Source organism: Streptomyces zagrosensis (genome assembly GCF_014203645.1).
In the GTDB taxonomy this organism is placed as follows: domain Bacteria; phylum Actinomycetota; class Actinomycetes; order Streptomycetales; family Streptomycetaceae; genus Streptomyces; species Streptomyces zagrosensis.
Map to the genome: position 1 here is coordinate 304,969 of NZ_JACHJL010000006.1, position 13,901 is coordinate 318,869.

At 69.0% G+C, this 13,901-nt stretch carries 12 protein-coding genes; 11 read left to right on the forward strand and 1 reads right to left on the reverse strand.

What is annotated here, in order from left to right:
• Window positions 1-502: 502 nt before the first annotated feature.
• A complete protein-coding gene (rpmB, locus tag FHS42_RS14510; protein ID WP_014628431.1) occupies window positions 503-688 on the reverse strand; it encodes a 50S ribosomal protein L28 in 186 nt (61 codons plus the stop codon).
• Between the two features lie 243 nt (window positions 689-931).
• Here rpmB and FHS42_RS14515 point away from each other — a divergent pair, with 243 nt between their 5' ends.
• The 11 genes from FHS42_RS14515 (at window position 932) to FHS42_RS14565 (ending at window position 13,772) form a co-directional block, all read left to right on the forward strand.
• A complete protein-coding gene (locus FHS42_RS14515) occupies window positions 932-2,983 on the forward strand; it encodes a DAK2 domain-containing protein (RefSeq protein WP_184572607.1) in 2,052 nt (683 codons plus the stop codon).
• Between the two features lie 500 nt (window positions 2,984-3,483).
• Window positions 3,484-5,790, forward strand: coding sequence for an ATP-dependent DNA helicase RecG (gene recG, locus FHS42_RS14520; protein WP_184572608.1), 2,307 nt, complete (start codon window positions 3,484-3,486; stop codon window positions 5,788-5,790).
• Window positions 5,791-6,445: 655 nt separating this feature from the next.
• Window positions 6,446-7,048 carry a 16S rRNA (guanine(966)-N(2))-methyltransferase RsmD gene (gene rsmD, locus FHS42_RS14525; protein WP_184572609.1) on the forward strand — a complete coding sequence of 201 codons (603 nt, stop codon included), beginning with the start codon at window positions 6,446-6,448 and terminating at the stop codon, window positions 7,046-7,048.
• Window positions 7,045-7,554, forward strand: a complete 510-nt coding sequence (gene coaD, locus FHS42_RS14530; RefSeq protein WP_184572610.1) for a pantetheine-phosphate adenylyltransferase — start codon at window positions 7,045-7,047, stop codon at window positions 7,552-7,554. Before rsmD ends, coaD begins: the two co-directional genes overlap by 4 nt.
• Before the next feature lie 98 nt (window positions 7,555-7,652).
• Window positions 7,653-8,906, forward strand: coding sequence for a cell division initiation protein (locus FHS42_RS14535; RefSeq protein WP_184572691.1), 1,254 nt, complete (start codon window positions 7,653-7,655; stop codon window positions 8,904-8,906).
• Window positions 8,907-9,448: 542 nt separating this feature from the next.
• The gene (locus tag FHS42_RS14540) at window positions 9,449-10,075 is read left to right on the forward strand and encodes a YceD family protein (RefSeq protein WP_184572692.1); all 627 of its coding nucleotides are present in this window, start codon (window positions 9,449-9,451) and stop codon (window positions 10,073-10,075) included.
• 2 nt (window positions 10,076-10,077) lie between these two features.
• Window positions 10,078-10,251 carry a 50S ribosomal protein L32 gene (gene rpmF, locus FHS42_RS14545; protein WP_184572611.1) on the forward strand — a complete coding sequence of 58 codons (174 nt, stop codon included), beginning with the start codon at window positions 10,078-10,080 and terminating at the stop codon, window positions 10,249-10,251.
• A gap of 19 nt (window positions 10,252-10,270) precedes the next feature.
• On the forward strand, window positions 10,271-11,245 hold the full coding sequence (gene rnc, locus FHS42_RS14550; RefSeq protein WP_246494728.1) for a ribonuclease III: 975 nt from the start codon (window positions 10,271-10,273) through the stop codon (window positions 11,243-11,245).
• 188 nt (window positions 11,246-11,433) lie between these two features.
• On the forward strand, window positions 11,434-12,600 hold the full coding sequence (mutM, locus tag FHS42_RS14555; RefSeq protein WP_184572612.1) for a bifunctional DNA-formamidopyrimidine glycosylase/DNA-(apurinic or apyrimidinic site) lyase: 1,167 nt from the start codon (window positions 11,434-11,436) through the stop codon (window positions 12,598-12,600).
• 325 nt (window positions 12,601-12,925) lie between these two features.
• Window positions 12,926-13,207: an acylphosphatase gene (locus tag FHS42_RS14560; protein WP_184572613.1), complete on the forward strand. Its 282-nt coding sequence runs from the start codon at window positions 12,926-12,928 to the stop codon at window positions 13,205-13,207.
• Between the two features lie 358 nt (window positions 13,208-13,565).
• Window positions 13,566-13,772, forward strand: coding sequence for a hypothetical protein (locus FHS42_RS14565; protein WP_184572614.1), 207 nt, complete (start codon window positions 13,566-13,568; stop codon window positions 13,770-13,772).
• The last annotated feature ends 129 nt before the right edge of the window (window positions 13,773-13,901 follow it).

Genomic DNA, 13,901 nt, shown 5'->3' on the forward strand with positions numbered 1-13,901 from the left:
GCACGGAGCACGGAGCACGGAGCCAAGTGTGCCGCGGAACACACGGGGCCACGGGGCGCGGGGCCTGTGGTGGGCGGAGCGATGCGGGGCCGCATCGCACAGGGCGCGGAGCGGTGCGGAGTCGCTTTGGACGGGGCGCGGGGTACGGAGGGCGCCTCTAACGAGACACAGGGCATGGCGCACATGAGGAGCCGTCTCGGGTGGGAGACCAGGCAGCAGATCGGCTCGGACGGGAGCGGCGCCACGTGGTGTCTCTTCCACGAGGGGGTCGCTAGCCGAAGCGTGAGGCGAGAGGTCTCTGGTGCACCGGCACAGCACTGGCACCAACGGAGCACGGGGCGCCAGGCCAGAGGACTCTCTGACCCGCCGAGCTCTCCTTCACAGCGTCGCGCGCGCCACATGGGCGTACACGGCGGCTCAGGGGTTTTCGGGCACAAAAAAGCCGGCCCGCACGAGGCGGGCCGGCTTTGGGCAACCGGCTGGCTGCGCTACGACGGGAACGTCAGCGCGCGACCTTGCCGGCCTTGATGCACGAGGTGCAGACGTTGAGCCGCTTCGGCGTCCGACCGACCACAGCGCGCACCGTCTGAATGTTGGGGTTCCAACGACGGCGAGTGCGGCGATGCGAGTGCGAAATGTTGTTGCCGAAGCCCGGCCCCTTGCCGCAGACGTCGCAGTTGGCAGCCACGGGTCACTCCAAAGACTTCAGATGCACTTACAGTGAATTCCCGACATGCCGCAGTAACTGATCAGCAGTGCCGGGGGGAATTGACCCGATTTTCATCGGGCAACCGAAGCAGCATACAACGGCTGCTTCCGTACAACGAAACTACCATGGGTCTCTCGGCCTCCGCCCCGGGCGGTCCCCATAGTGCGCGACTACCCTGCGGGCATTCAGGCTGCCGACCAGGACCGTCCAAGGAGGCCGTAGGTGCCGCACACGTTCGACGCCGAGGCGGTACGTACGTGGTGCGGACTAGCACTGGAGGCGCTGGGCCGAGCCCGCGAGGGGATCGACGCGATCAACGTGTATCCGGTCGCGGACGGTGACACGGGCACCAATCTCTATCTGACCGTCGAGTCCGCTACACAGGCCGTCGGTGCCGCTTTCAACGGCCATGCGGCCAACGGTAGAGCGTCTCGGCCGAGCCTCGCCGACGCCATCGGTGCCATGGCCCACGGGGCGCTGATCGGAGCGCACGGCAACTCCGGAACCATCTTGGCCCAGATGCTGCGGGGCATGGCCGATGTGCTCGCTGAGACCGACGGGGCAGGCGTCTTCGCAGCCGACATGTCCGAGTCGGGCACGGGCGCTGAGACCCATGCCGGCGGCGCGGTGCTCTCGCGTGCCCTGTCACGTGCCGCCGAAACCGCCCGGCAGGCGGTCGCCCGGCCCGTAGAGGGCACAGTTCTGACGGTCGCCACCTCGGCAGCGGCAGCGGCAGCGCTCGCTGCCGGCAGCACATCGAGCAGTACATCGACGGTGCACGCGACGCACACGGGGCACGGAGCGGCGCCGGGCCAGGGTGCAGCTGCGACCGCTCCGGAGCAGGGCGCCGTGGCACCCGCCGGCGACGTTGCGCGCGCCGCCTATGAGGGAGCATGCGCCGCGCTCGACGCGACCACTGGTCAACTCGATGCCCTGGCCCTCGCCGGAGTCGTTGACGCGGGGGGGTACGGACTCGTCACCCTTCTCGGCGCCCTCGCCGAGACACTGACCGGTGAGCGTCCCCAGCCGCCGCTCAGCCCGCTCCGTAGCGGTTCGGTCGGCGGCTCGGACCGTCGCTCATTCGCGGGCCCCCGAGACCCCTGCCGCCTCGCCGTGGCGCAGCGCCCCGGGGTGGCGGAAGCCGAGAGCGGAAGCGGGAGCGCCCACAGCAGTACGTCAGTGATGAAGTGCGCGGTGGGGGACGGTGCGCCCGCCGCTGGGCCTACGGAGCCCGACCCTGTGGCACGCGAAGGCACGGACGCCACGGGCCCCGCCTACGAGGTGATCTACCTCCTGGAAGCCGATGCCGCGGCCGTCGCTCGGCTTCGGGAGCGTTTGGACACGCTGGGCGACTCTCTCGTCGTCGTGGGCGGTGACGGGCTGTGGAACGTACACGTTCACGTCGATGACGCGGGTGCCGCCGTGGAGGCCGGAATCCAGGCAGGCCGCCCGTACCGCGTCCGTATCACGCACTTCGGGGACGCCGCCGCTCAGCGACGTACCCGCGAGGCCGCGACCACCGAACGAGACCTGGGGCACGGGGCACGGGGCACGGGGCACGGAGCGGGCCATGGGGCGCGGGGCGCGGGGCACGGAGCGCCGGACGACCGCGTGGCCCGCTCCGTCGTCGCGATCGTCCCCGGTGATGGTCTCGCCGCCCTCTGCACGGAGGCGGGCGCGACGGTGGTCACCATGCGCCCAGGGGAGCCGCCCGCCAGTGGGGAACTGGTCGATGCCATCCGGCGGGCGCACGCGCACGAGGTCGTCATGCTGCCTAACGACGCGGAGTTGCGGCACACGGCGGCTGCCGCCGCGGCTCAGATGCGTACGGAGGGGGTGCGCGTCGCACTCATTCCGACCCGCTCCGTGGTGCAGGGCATCGCCGCGCTCGCCGTACACGAGGGGGATCGCGGGTTCGACGAGGACGTGGTCGCGATGACCTCGGCCGCCGGTGCCACCCGCTACGCAGAACTGGCCGTGGCCGAGCGGCAGTCATGGACGATGGCGGGCGTGTGCCAAGCCGGCGACGTACTCGGCCTCATCGACGGCGACGTGGTCGTGATTGGCGCCGATTTGCTGGGGACCGCGCGCACCGTGCTTGACCGAATGCTGGCGGCGGGCGGGGAACTGGTCACCTTGGTGCTGGGCGCTGGAGTGCCGAGCGACCTTGGCGAGCGGCTTGAGCGGCATGTACGGGAAACACATCTCGCGGTGGACACGATGAGCTACCGCGGTGAGCAACTGTCCGCCCCGTTGCTCATCGGCATCGAATGACCAGGCGGGCCGACTCGCCACCGATCCGCCCATGCCTGCCGGTATCCAGCGGCCAGCGACCGGTGTTCGCTGTCTGCTGAAGTCCGCCCGTGGAGTGCGGCTGACCGCCGAGCCCCATGGGTACGCCGCTCTCGGCCTCGCGTAGGCGCCCACGACGGATGAGAGCGGATGTGGGGCTCCGAGGGCTGCACCGAAGCCCAGAGAGCCCGCCAGAGGGCGTAACGCGGCGTACGACCACCGGCAGCCGCCTCGAAGAACCGGGCGCGACCGGCAACACGGAGCAGCGGGGCACGGGGCCACGGAGCAGCGGGGCACGGGGCGCTGAGCGGCGGGGTACGGGGCCAGGGAATCGGCGGAATCAGACGCGTGCCCACGGGGGCCAACGGGGCCGCGGAGCCAGACATCGGCGCTATCCGCGGCGCGGAGCCGGCCGTGTGGCGGCCGGCTCCGCGCCGCACCGATGGGGCGCATCGCACACGCTGTCAGTGGTGTGGTGTGCAATGGATCGCGTGCCCGCGCTCGATGAACCCCTGAAGAAGATCGTCGGCGGCAACACCGCGAAGGTGATGGCCGCCCACCTTGACCTGCACACCGTCGGTGACTTGCTGCACCACTACCCCCGCCGGTATGCGGAGCGCGGCGAGCTGACCCGGCTCGCCGATCTCCCGCTCGATGAACATGTCACGGTGGTGGCGCGGGTGGCGAAGGCGACGAAGAAGACGTTCAACCACGGCAAGGGCGTCCGCCTTGAGGTGGTGGTGACCGACGGCAGCGGCTCGCTGACGTTGGTGTTCTTCGGCCGGAGCGTCTTTCACCACGAGAAGGAACTGCTGCCAGGGCGGCGCGGCATGTTCGCGGGCAAGGTCTCGGTGTTCAACCGCACCCGCCAGCTCTCCCACCCGGACTACGTACTGCTTGACCAGGACGAGGACGAGGACGCCGCGGGAGCAGTGGACGCGTTCGCCAACCAGTTGCTCCCGCTGTACCCGGCCTGCAAACAACTCGCGTCCTGGCAGCTCGCCAAGTCCGTGAGCATGCTGCTGGACACCATGGAGGCCACGAGTTGGGAAGGCGTCGTTGAACCGCTGCCCGCGACGCTACGCGAGGGCCGCGGCTTCGAAACGTTGCCCGATGCCCTGCTGAAGATCCACCGGCCTCGCACCAAGGCGGATATCGCGGCGGCACGCGACCGGTTGAAGTGGGACGAGGCGTTCGTGCTCCAGGTGGCCCTGGCGCGCCGCCGACGCGCCGACGCCCAACTGCCCGCCGTGCCGCGCGAGCCACGCCCGGAAGGGCTGCTGGACGCCTTCGACGCCACATTGCCTTTCACACTCACCGAGGGTCAACGGCAGGTCTCCAGCGAGATCTTCCACGACCTGGCCACCGAACACCCCATGCACCGACTGCTCCAAGGAGAGGTGGGTAGCGGCAAGACCCTGGTGGCGCTGCGGGCGATGCTCGCCGTGGTGGACGCGGGCGGCCAGGCGGCAATGCTCGCGCCCACCGAAGTGCTGGCCCAGCAGCACCATCGCTCCGTCACCGAGATGATGGGCAAACTGGCCGAAGGCGGGCTACTCGGCGGCTCCGAGCACGGCACCAAGGTGGTCCTGCTCACCGGCTCCATGGGCACCCCCGCTCGCCGCCAGGCCCTGCTTGACCTGGTGACCGGCGAGGCGGGCATCGTCATCGGCACCCATGCGCTCATCGAGGACAAGGTGAAGTTTCACGATCTCGGCCTTGTTGTGGTCGATGAGCAGCACCGGTTCGGCGTGGAGCAGCGGGACGCACTGCGAGCGAAGGCGGACCGGCCGCCGCACCTGCTGGTCATGACGGCCACGCCGATTCCGCGCACCGTTGCCATGACGGTCTTCGGCGACCTAGAGACTTCGGTACTGAACCAACTGCCCGCCGGACGCTCGCCGATCGCCAGCCACGTGGTACCCGCTAAGGACAAGCCGCGCTTCTTGTCCCGTACGTGGGAGCGGGTACGGGAGGAGGCTGAGGCGGGCCATCAGGCGTACGTGGTGTGCCCCCGCATCGGCGACGAGGAGGACGCCCCCAAGGATCGGAAGAACGCGAAGCGGGGGCAGCGAGGGGCAGCGCAGGACACGGCCGACTCCACCTTGGAGCTCGGCGAGGGCGTCGCTGGGGACACGTCGGACGGCGAAGCGGGGGCCGATGGCGCGGAGCGGAGACCGCCGCTGGCTGTGCTCGACGTGGCCGAACAGCTCACCAAGGGCGCGCTCGCAGGGCTGCGTGTCGAGGTGCTGCACGGGCGAATGCACCCCGATGACAAGGACACGGTGATGCGCCGATTCACCGCTGGCGAGGTGGATGTGCTGGTGGCGACGACGGTGATCGAGGTCGGGGTCAACGTGCCCAATGCCACGGTCATGGTGATCCTGGACGCGGACCGGTTCGGCGTTTCCCAGCTGCACCAGTTGCGAGGACGCGTTGGCCGTGGCTCGGCCCCCGGGCTGTGCCTGTTGGTCACCGACATGCCTGAGGCGAGCCCCGCGCGGGCCCGGCTGGGCGCAGTCGCCGCCACGCTGGACGGCTTTGAGCTGTCTCGCATCGACTTGGAGCAGCGGCGCGAGGGCGACGTCTTGGGCCAAGCGCAGTCCGGCGTCCGCTCCAGCCTTCGGATGCTCACCGTCATCGACGACGAGGAGATCATTGCCGCAGCCCGCGAGGAGGCCGTCGCAATCGTCGCGGCCGACCCGGAGCTAGCGGGGCTACCCGCGCTGCGCACGGCGCTCGACGCTCTGCTGGACGCCGAGCGTGAGCAGTACCTGGACAAGGGCTGATCGAGTACCTGGGAAAGAGCCGAGCCCATCCCCTGCCCAGCCGTCCGGGTCGGCCTTCTAACGGTCGAACCTGGCGCCGCCAGTGGCATCCGGCCCCACGCCACGGCTGCCCCGACCGGTCGTATCCGCACCGGGCAGATCGTCCGCTCCTGCTGGTCGCACCTCCGCCAGCGGTCGATTTCGTACGACGGCGACGTCCGGGCCCCCGGGAACACTTGTGCGGCCAGCTCACACTCCTTTGCCCTGGGGCGGTCAGCACCGTCAGCGCCGCCAGCATCCGCCGCGGCGCATGATCCTGTCGGAGCACGGAGCACGGAGCACGGAGCACGGAGCACGGAGCACGGAGCACGGAGCACGGAGCACGGAGCACGGAGCACGGAGCACGGAGCACAGAGCACAGAGCACAGAGCACAGAGCACAGAGCACAGAGCACAGAGCACAGAGCACAGAGCACAGAGCACAGAGCACGGAGCACAGAGCGTGCGGAGCCGCGACGGCGCCTACGAGGCACGGAGCACGGAGCACGGAGCGGCACTGAGCCTCCCCGGTGCGGGTAGGTGCGGTCGCGGAGTCGCGATCGAAGCGACGTCATATCGTGGGGTAACGGTGGCCGCCTCGGGCCGCCGTTCCCACCACCACGAAGGGCCGACCACAGATGACCCGCGTGATCGCCGGAGCCGCCGGCGGGCGCCGTCTCGCCGTACCGCCTGGCACCGGCACCCGACCGACCTCGGACCGAGCACGCGAGGGCCTGTTCTCCACCTGGGAATCGCTACTCGGCTCGATGAACGGGGCGCGGGTGCTCGATCTGTACGGCGGCTCTGGCGCCGTAGGCCTGGAGGCACTGTCCCGGGGAGCGGGGCACGCGCTACTGGTGGAGGCCGACCCGCGCGCCGCCCGGGTGATACGCGAGAACGTACGGACGCTCGGTCTGCCGGGCGCCGAGGTACGGCCGGGCAAAGCGGAACAAGTGATTGCGGGCGCGGCTCCGGAACACCCGTACGACGTGGTTTTTCTGGACCCGCCGTACGCCGTCACCGACGACGATCTGCGGGAGATTCTGCTCACACTCTGGGGCAATGGCTGGCTCGCGTCACAGGCGCTGGTCACCGTGGAGCGGAGCACCAGGGGCGGCGAGTTCCGGTGGCCGACCGGTTTCGAGGGGCTGCGAGCCCGTCGCTACGGGGAGGGCACGCTTTGGTACGGTCGCGCCGCTTCACGCAGCACCGCCACGACGACACACCACAGCGCGTCATGACCGCACTGGAGAGCGAGGAACCACTCTTGCGTCGCGCCGTCTGTCCGGGGTCATTCGATCCCGTCACCAATGGACACCTCGACATCATCGCCCGCGCCTCGAAGCTGTACGACGTCGTGCACGTCGCCGTGATGATCAACAAGTCCAAGCAGGGACTCTTCTCCGTCGAAGAGCGGCTCGACCTCCTGCGTGAGACCACCGCCGAGTACGGAAATGTCGAGGTGGAGTCGTTCCATGGGCTCCTCGTTGACTTCTGCAAGCAGCGCGACATCCCCGCCATCGTCAAGGGCCTGCGCGCGGTCAGCGACTTCGACTACGAGCTTCAGATGGCCCAGATGAACAACGGCCTGTCCGGTGTGGAGACGTTGTTCGTGCCCACTAACCCCACCTACAGCTTTCTCTCCTCCAGCCTGGTCAAGGAGGTTGCGGCGTGGGGAGGGGACGTCACCCACCTGGTGCCGCCGCTCGTGCTGCGACGTCTCACTCAGCGGCTTGCCGAGCGCTGAGCTGCTGACGGTTTGTCAGGAGGTGTCGGGCGGGAGCCCACTGCCCGTACAGTCGATCCCGTCCCGACCCTTCGGCCTAGAGAGTGCGAGCACCCAAGGTGGACGTGCAGAAGAAGCTCGACGAGATCGTCGGCACCGTCGGCAGCGCGAAGTCCATGCCCATGTCCGCCTCCTGCGTGGTGAACCGGGCCGAACTGCTCGCCCTGCTCGAAGAGCTACGAGCCGCGCTGCCCGGCTCTCTCGCCCAGGCCCGTGAGGTCATCGGCGACCGTGATCAAGTGGTCGAGGCCGCTCACCAGGAGGCCGAGCGGATCATCGAGTCCGCGCACGCCCGCCGTGGCGCGCTGATCTCCCAGACCGAGGTGGCCCGCCAGTCGCAGGAAGAGGCGGACCGCATCCTCGCCGAGGCGCGCCGTGAGGCGGAAGAGATCCGCGTCGAGGCCGACGACTACGTGGACAGCAAGCTGGCCAACTTCGAGGTCGTCCTCACCAAGACCATCGGCTCCGTTGACCGAGGCCGCGACAAGCTCCTCGGTCGGGGCCCCGCCGGCGCATACGGCGGCACCGACGAGACCGGCCAGGGCGATCAGGCACCCGAGCGCAGCGCCGACCCGGAAACGCTGCGCCATCGCGCAGACGAGTACGTGGACACCAAACTCGGCGCAGTGGCAGCCGTGCTCGCCAAGACTCTTGAAGCGGTCGGCCGGGGCAGACAGAAGCTGCTCGGCACGCAGGAGGACGAGCTGGGCGCCCATATGGCCGCTCAGGACGCCGCCGGGGCCGCCGGGCTCAGGACCAGCGACGACGACTACCTGGCCGACCTCGCCACCAGTCAGTACGCCGTAGAGCCACGCAGCAACCCGCCGATCCCCGCTCAGCAGCCCCCGATGCCACAGCAGCAACCGATGCTGCCGCAGCAGCCGCCCGCCCCGCCCGAGGTGCCGGCTCAGCCGGAGTACGCGGACTACTACGCCGCGACTAGTTATCAGCAGGACGCCACGGCCGGCTATCAACAGGACGCGTACGGCTATCAGCAGCAGTACGCCCAGCCGGACCCGTACCCGTCCCAGCCGCACCACGGCTATCAGCAGCAGGCTGCCGCAACACCGCAACCCACCGGGGACTACGGCTGGCAGCAGCCGCAGCAGGGTTACGACCCGCACACGGGCTACCCGGAGCCCCAAGCACTGGGCGGGCACCACGACCAGCAGCACCCACAGCACCACCAAGATCACCAACAGCAGCCGCACCAGCACCATGCGGCGGGCGCGCCGGCACTGGACGAGACGAGCCTCTTCGACACCAGCATGATCAATCTCGACGAGCTCCGGCAGTACGAGCAGGGCCGCTGAACGCCGGCGACCCAGGCGGCGCCTCGCCCCTTGAGCAGGCCCGTTCCCGGAGCGCCGCACGGCCGCCCTCGAAGCGACCGGAGGCCGGAGCTCCCGCGCCCTTGCGACCCGGGCGCCTGCCTCGTGCCCCGCGCCCCGTGTGCGCCGCCTCAGCCCCGTGCTCCACACGGCAGGCTGTGAGCTGTTTGCGCCCCGGAGCGCGCGGTTGGCCCTGCGCACGCCCCGGAGCGCACGGCAGGGATCGTAGGCGGCATAGAGGGGCGTACGAATTAGGGTGGCTCTCCGGGCAGGTGCTGCCGATGAGGCTCGGGGTGACAGACGGGCGCGTACGCACATGTACGCCGGCGTCGTGTAGCCCCCCGAGCAGCCCCGTGTAGGACCCGGTCGGGCAGACTGGTGGGCTGTCTGGGCGCGGATTGGGCCTACAGCGGCCCGTCCAGTATCGTGGCTCTTCGGCCGCACGTACATCTGCGGCTTCGGCTGCCCAATTCGTACACGTTACGAGGAGGCCGCCCGTGCCGCAGCGTAGAAAGCAGGAAGCCCTGAACGCCCGTCTCGACCACCGATCCCCGCTCGTGTTCGATACACGAGAGCTGGGGCGGCGACCCGGTGCGCTCAAGCGGCTTACCCGCTCGATCGATGCTCCCGTTGATCTCGGTATCGAGATGATCGGGGTGCGGAAGGGTGCGGCCGTAGAGCTCGACCTCCGGCTGGAGTCGGTCATGGAAGGGGTGCTTGTCACAGGCACCGCCCGTGCGCCGCTCACAGGGGAGTGCGTAAGGTGTCTGGAGCCGCTTAGGCGTGAGCTTGCAGCGGACTTCCAGGAGATGTACTCCTACTCTGACGCCGACGACCGGAGCCGCGTAGCGGATACCGGCGACGACGCCGAGGAGGAGGACACTCTCTTCCTTGAGGACGACTTGTTCGACCTTGAACCCGTGCTGCGGGACGCGGTAGTGCTGGCACTGCCGTTGCAGCCGGTGTGCCGGGAGGACTGTCCTGGCCTGTGCCCCGAATGCGGAGCACGGTTGGCGGACGACCCGGACCACCATCACCAAGAAGCCGTCGATATTCGTTGGGCGGCATTGCAAGGCCTCGCTGAGACCGTCCAGGACGGCGAGAAGGACAACGCACCTCGCGATAGCGGGGACGACCCACAGGAGAAGTAGCCGTGGCTGTTCCGAAGCGGAAGATGTCGCGCAGCAACACGCGCCACCGCCGGTCGCAGTGGAAGGCTGCGGTCCCCACCCTGGTGGCGTGCGAGCGCTGCCACGAGCCGAAGCTACAGCACATCGTGTGCCCGAGCTGCGGCACCTACAACCGCCGCCAGGTCCTCGAGGTCTGATCGGCGGGTGACAGGCTCCATGTCAGACGCCAAGACGCCGCTCCGCAAGCGCGGGGATGATGTATCGGCGAAGGCGGACACGGCCTCGTCTCATATCGTTCTGGAAGGGCGGCTCGGGTATCACCTTGAGTCCGCCCTTCTGGTGCGTGCGCTCACGCACCGCTCCTTCGCGTACGAGAACGGCGGGTTGCCCACCAATGAGCGGTTGGAGTTCCTCGGGGACTCGGTGCTCGGCCTGGTGGTCACCGACACGCTGTACCGAATCCACCCCGACCTGCCCGAAGGCCAACTGGCCAAGTTGCGGGCCGCGGTGGTCAACTCACGTGCGCTCGCTGAGGTGGGGCGTGGCCTGGAACTCGGCGCGTTCGTCCGGCTTGGCCGGGGTGAAGAGGGCACGGGCGGTAGAGACAAGGCATCGATTCTGGCCGACACGCTGGAGGCGGTGATCGGCGCGGTCTATCTAGATCAGGGTCTCGAAGCCGCCGCCGAACTGGTGCACCGGCTCTTCGACCCGCTGATCGAGCGTTCCTCGAACCTCGGCGCGGGCCTGGACTGGAAGACGAGTCTTCAGGAGTTGACGGCTACCGAGGGGCTCGGCGTACCCGAATATCTGGTCACCGAGACGGGCCCCGACCACGAAAAGGTCTTCACGGCTGCCGCTCGCGTCGGTGGTGTCGCGTACGGCACCGGCACCGGCCGCAGCAAGAAGGAAGCGGAACAGCAGGCGGCCGAGGCCGCCTGGCGGGAGATCCGCGCGGCGGCCGATCAGGCCGCCGCCACTGCAGCAGCCGAGCGCGAAGCGGTTGCTGACGGCTCCCTTGCCGCCGACGTGACTACGGACGCCGCAACCGCTGACGCCGCAACCGCCGACGCCGTAGCCGCCGACGGTGGGACGATGCACGGTGCGCTCACGGACGAGGCGTCCGCCGATCAAACGGTCGCTTCTCCGGCACCGTCTGTTACCGGCGGGGAGGCCGAGACCACCTCGCGATGACAGCATGCGGTGCGGTGCCGGTGAGCACCGCGCCGTATGGGCACTCCTGAGCACGACGGGCCCACCGGCCGACGCCGGTGGGCCCGTACTCATCCATCCCGTACGTCCGAAACGCCTCGCATTCCGCCCAGCTCAGCCCGATCGTTGCCCGTCCCCGAGAGGCGGGGCCGACTTCCACGGAGGATCACGTGCCGGAACTGCCCGAGGTCGAGGTCGTCCGCCGCGGGCTGGAGCGCTGGGTCACCGGCCGCACCATCGCGGAGGTCCAGGTCCTGCACCCCCGTGCAATACGCCGCCATCTGGCTGGGCCGGCCGACTTCGCCGCCCAACTGGTGGGTCACCGCTTCGCCGCGGCATGTCGGCGAGGCAAGTACCTGTGGCTGCCGCTGGACGCGCCGGGCGCCAAAGGCGAAGCAGACCCGGAACTCCGCGTACGGGGGGAGTCCGAGGACGCCGACAGGGCGATGGGGCGCGGTGCACGGGGCGCGGTGCACGAGGCGACGGGGCATGGAGCACGGGCCGCGGGGCGCGGAGCCACGGAGCAAGGGGTGAGGAGCACGGAGTCCGAAACCGCCCTCACGGACGACGGAGCACCGGGCACGGAGCGCGGGGCAGTGGATACGGGGCACGGAGCCACGGGGCCACTAGAACACAGCGGCGCCACGGGGCAGTCCGTACTCGGCCACCTCGGAATGAGCGGACAACTGCTGGTCCAACCGACCGGAACACCGGATGAGAAGCATCTGCGCATCCGCTTCCGCTTCGCCGATGCGACGGGAACCGAACTGCGCTTCGTTGATCAGCGCACCTTCGGCGGCCTCTCCCTCCACGACCAGTTGCCCGATGCCTTTGACGGACTGCCGGACGTCATCGGCCACATCGCACGCGACCCGTTGGACCCGGCCTTCGACGAGACGGCCTTCTACGCGGCGCTACGCCGGCGCCGTACCACCATCAAACGCGCCCTCCTTGACCAGTCACTCGTCAGCGGCGTGGGCAACATCTACGCGGACGAGGCGCTGTGGCGCGCCCGGCTGCACTTCGACCGGCCCACAGCTGGCCTCACCCGCACTCGCGCGACCGAGCTTTTGGGGCACATACGGGACGTGATGAATGCCGCACTAGCCGTCGGGGGCACCAGCTTCGACAGCCTGTACGTGAACGTCAACGGCGAATCCGGCTACTTCGACCGCTCGCTGGACGCGTACGGGCGCGAGGACGAGCCGTGCCGCCGCTGCGGAACGGCGATGCGGCGCAGCCCCTGGATGAATCGGTCCAGCTACTACTGCCCTCGTTGTCAGCGCCCGCCCCGCCTCACGGTGCCTCGTGCCCAGCGTTCGGGCCCAGTTCGGTGACGTAGCCCGGCAGGCAGAGCGGGAGCCACCGTGCCCTTGGCAGCCGCGGGGCCTGGCATTTGGAGCTCGCCGTGGCCGGGATGCGCCCGAGGCGGTCGCGACCTGACGGGCGAGCGAGCGGGCTCGTTTCCAGTTGGTGGCTGGCGCGGTGCCACCGTGTCCCGGACGGACGGGCGCTGAGAGGCACCGCTCTCGGGCAGCAGCCATGCCAAGCAACCGGTGGGGGCGACCTGCCTGAGCGGTTCGCGCTGATCGGCCGGGGGCCGCGCCCTGCCCTGAACAGCCCAACGTGTTCCGTAAGGGAATAGCCAGTTAGCGTGCCTGTATGAACGAAAGTGTTCGACTTACCGCCTGGGTACGGGGCCGGGTACAAGGTGTCGGTTTCCGCTGGTACACGCGAGCCAACGCGCTGCGCATCGGTGAGTTGGCAGGCTTCGCCTCCAACCTGGAGGACGGCCGGGTCCAGGTGGTGGCCGAAGGGCCTAAAGTGGGCTGTGAGGAACTGCTGGCGTGGCTTCGCACTGGCGACACGCCCGGGCGGGTCGATGGGGTCACTGAGATCTGGGACACCCCGCGAGGTGGATACGACTCCTTCGAAATCCGCTGACGGAAACGCCGATGCGCGGGTGCGCTCCGTGTGCCCCGGCCGTGCGCCCGGTAGAAACAGCCTGGTGGTTGCCAATACAGCGCGTCCGTGGAAGGCTGCGGCACTAAGGATGATCTCCACGCCCCGATGGGCTGCGAGAGTTGCTGCGCCGCATGGTTTGTTGCCGCGCCCTCTCGGCTGCCCTAGTGATACGGGGCGTGATCGTGTTGACCGTCAAACTTTTTGGTGAGACGCTGGAAACCCCGCGCACCTTAGCTGTTTGGCATTGACGACGGTAGTGATGGCAGACACCGCGGGTGCGAATCCCTCACGACCCACACCGCTCCGGTCGGTCACTCATTGTGGAGGACCATCCATCATGGCAAAGGCGCTTCTCGGTTACGTCGGCGGTTCCGACCCCCGAGTCCTCGCCGAGATGCGACGGCTTCAGCAGCGCGTACAGGACCTGGAATCCGAGCTTATTCGGATGCAGGTCGAAAATGACGCGCTGTCCGCCGCCGTCCATCACAGCGACTCGCTGCTCGACAGCATCGACGTACCCCAAGCGGAGCCCGCGCTTGCCTGACCTGCGGCCCCGCTCGGGGATTGGTCGGGCTGCGATGCCACCCGCTTGAGAATCTTCAAGGGACGCTTCGGCGTCCCTTCGTCGTTTTCGCCTTACTGTTTCTCGTCCAGTCATTCGAGCTTTCCCTAC

What these genes read in the sequence shown, in the direction of transcription:
- recG (WP_184572608.1), top strand. Translation starts at nt 3,484, where the DNA reads ATGGATCGCGTGCCCGCGCTCGATGAACCCCTGAAGAAGATCGTCGGC.
- rsmD (WP_184572609.1), top strand. Translation starts at nt 6,446, where the DNA reads ATGACCCGCGTGATCGCCGGAGCCGCCGGCGGGCGCCGTCTCGCCGTA.
- coaD (WP_184572610.1), top strand. Translation starts at nt 7,045, where the DNA reads ATGACCGCACTGGAGAGCGAGGAACCACTCTTGCGTCGCGCCGTCTGT.
- rnc (WP_246494728.1), top strand. Translation starts at nt 10,271, where the DNA reads ATGTCAGACGCCAAGACGCCGCTCCGCAAGCGCGGGGATGATGTATCG.
- FHS42_RS14560 (WP_184572613.1), top strand. Translation starts at nt 12,926, where the DNA reads ATGAACGAAAGTGTTCGACTTACCGCCTGGGTACGGGGCCGGGTACAA.
- FHS42_RS14565 (WP_184572614.1), top strand. Translation starts at nt 13,566, where the DNA reads ATGGCAAAGGCGCTTCTCGGTTACGTCGGCGGTTCCGACCCCCGAGTC.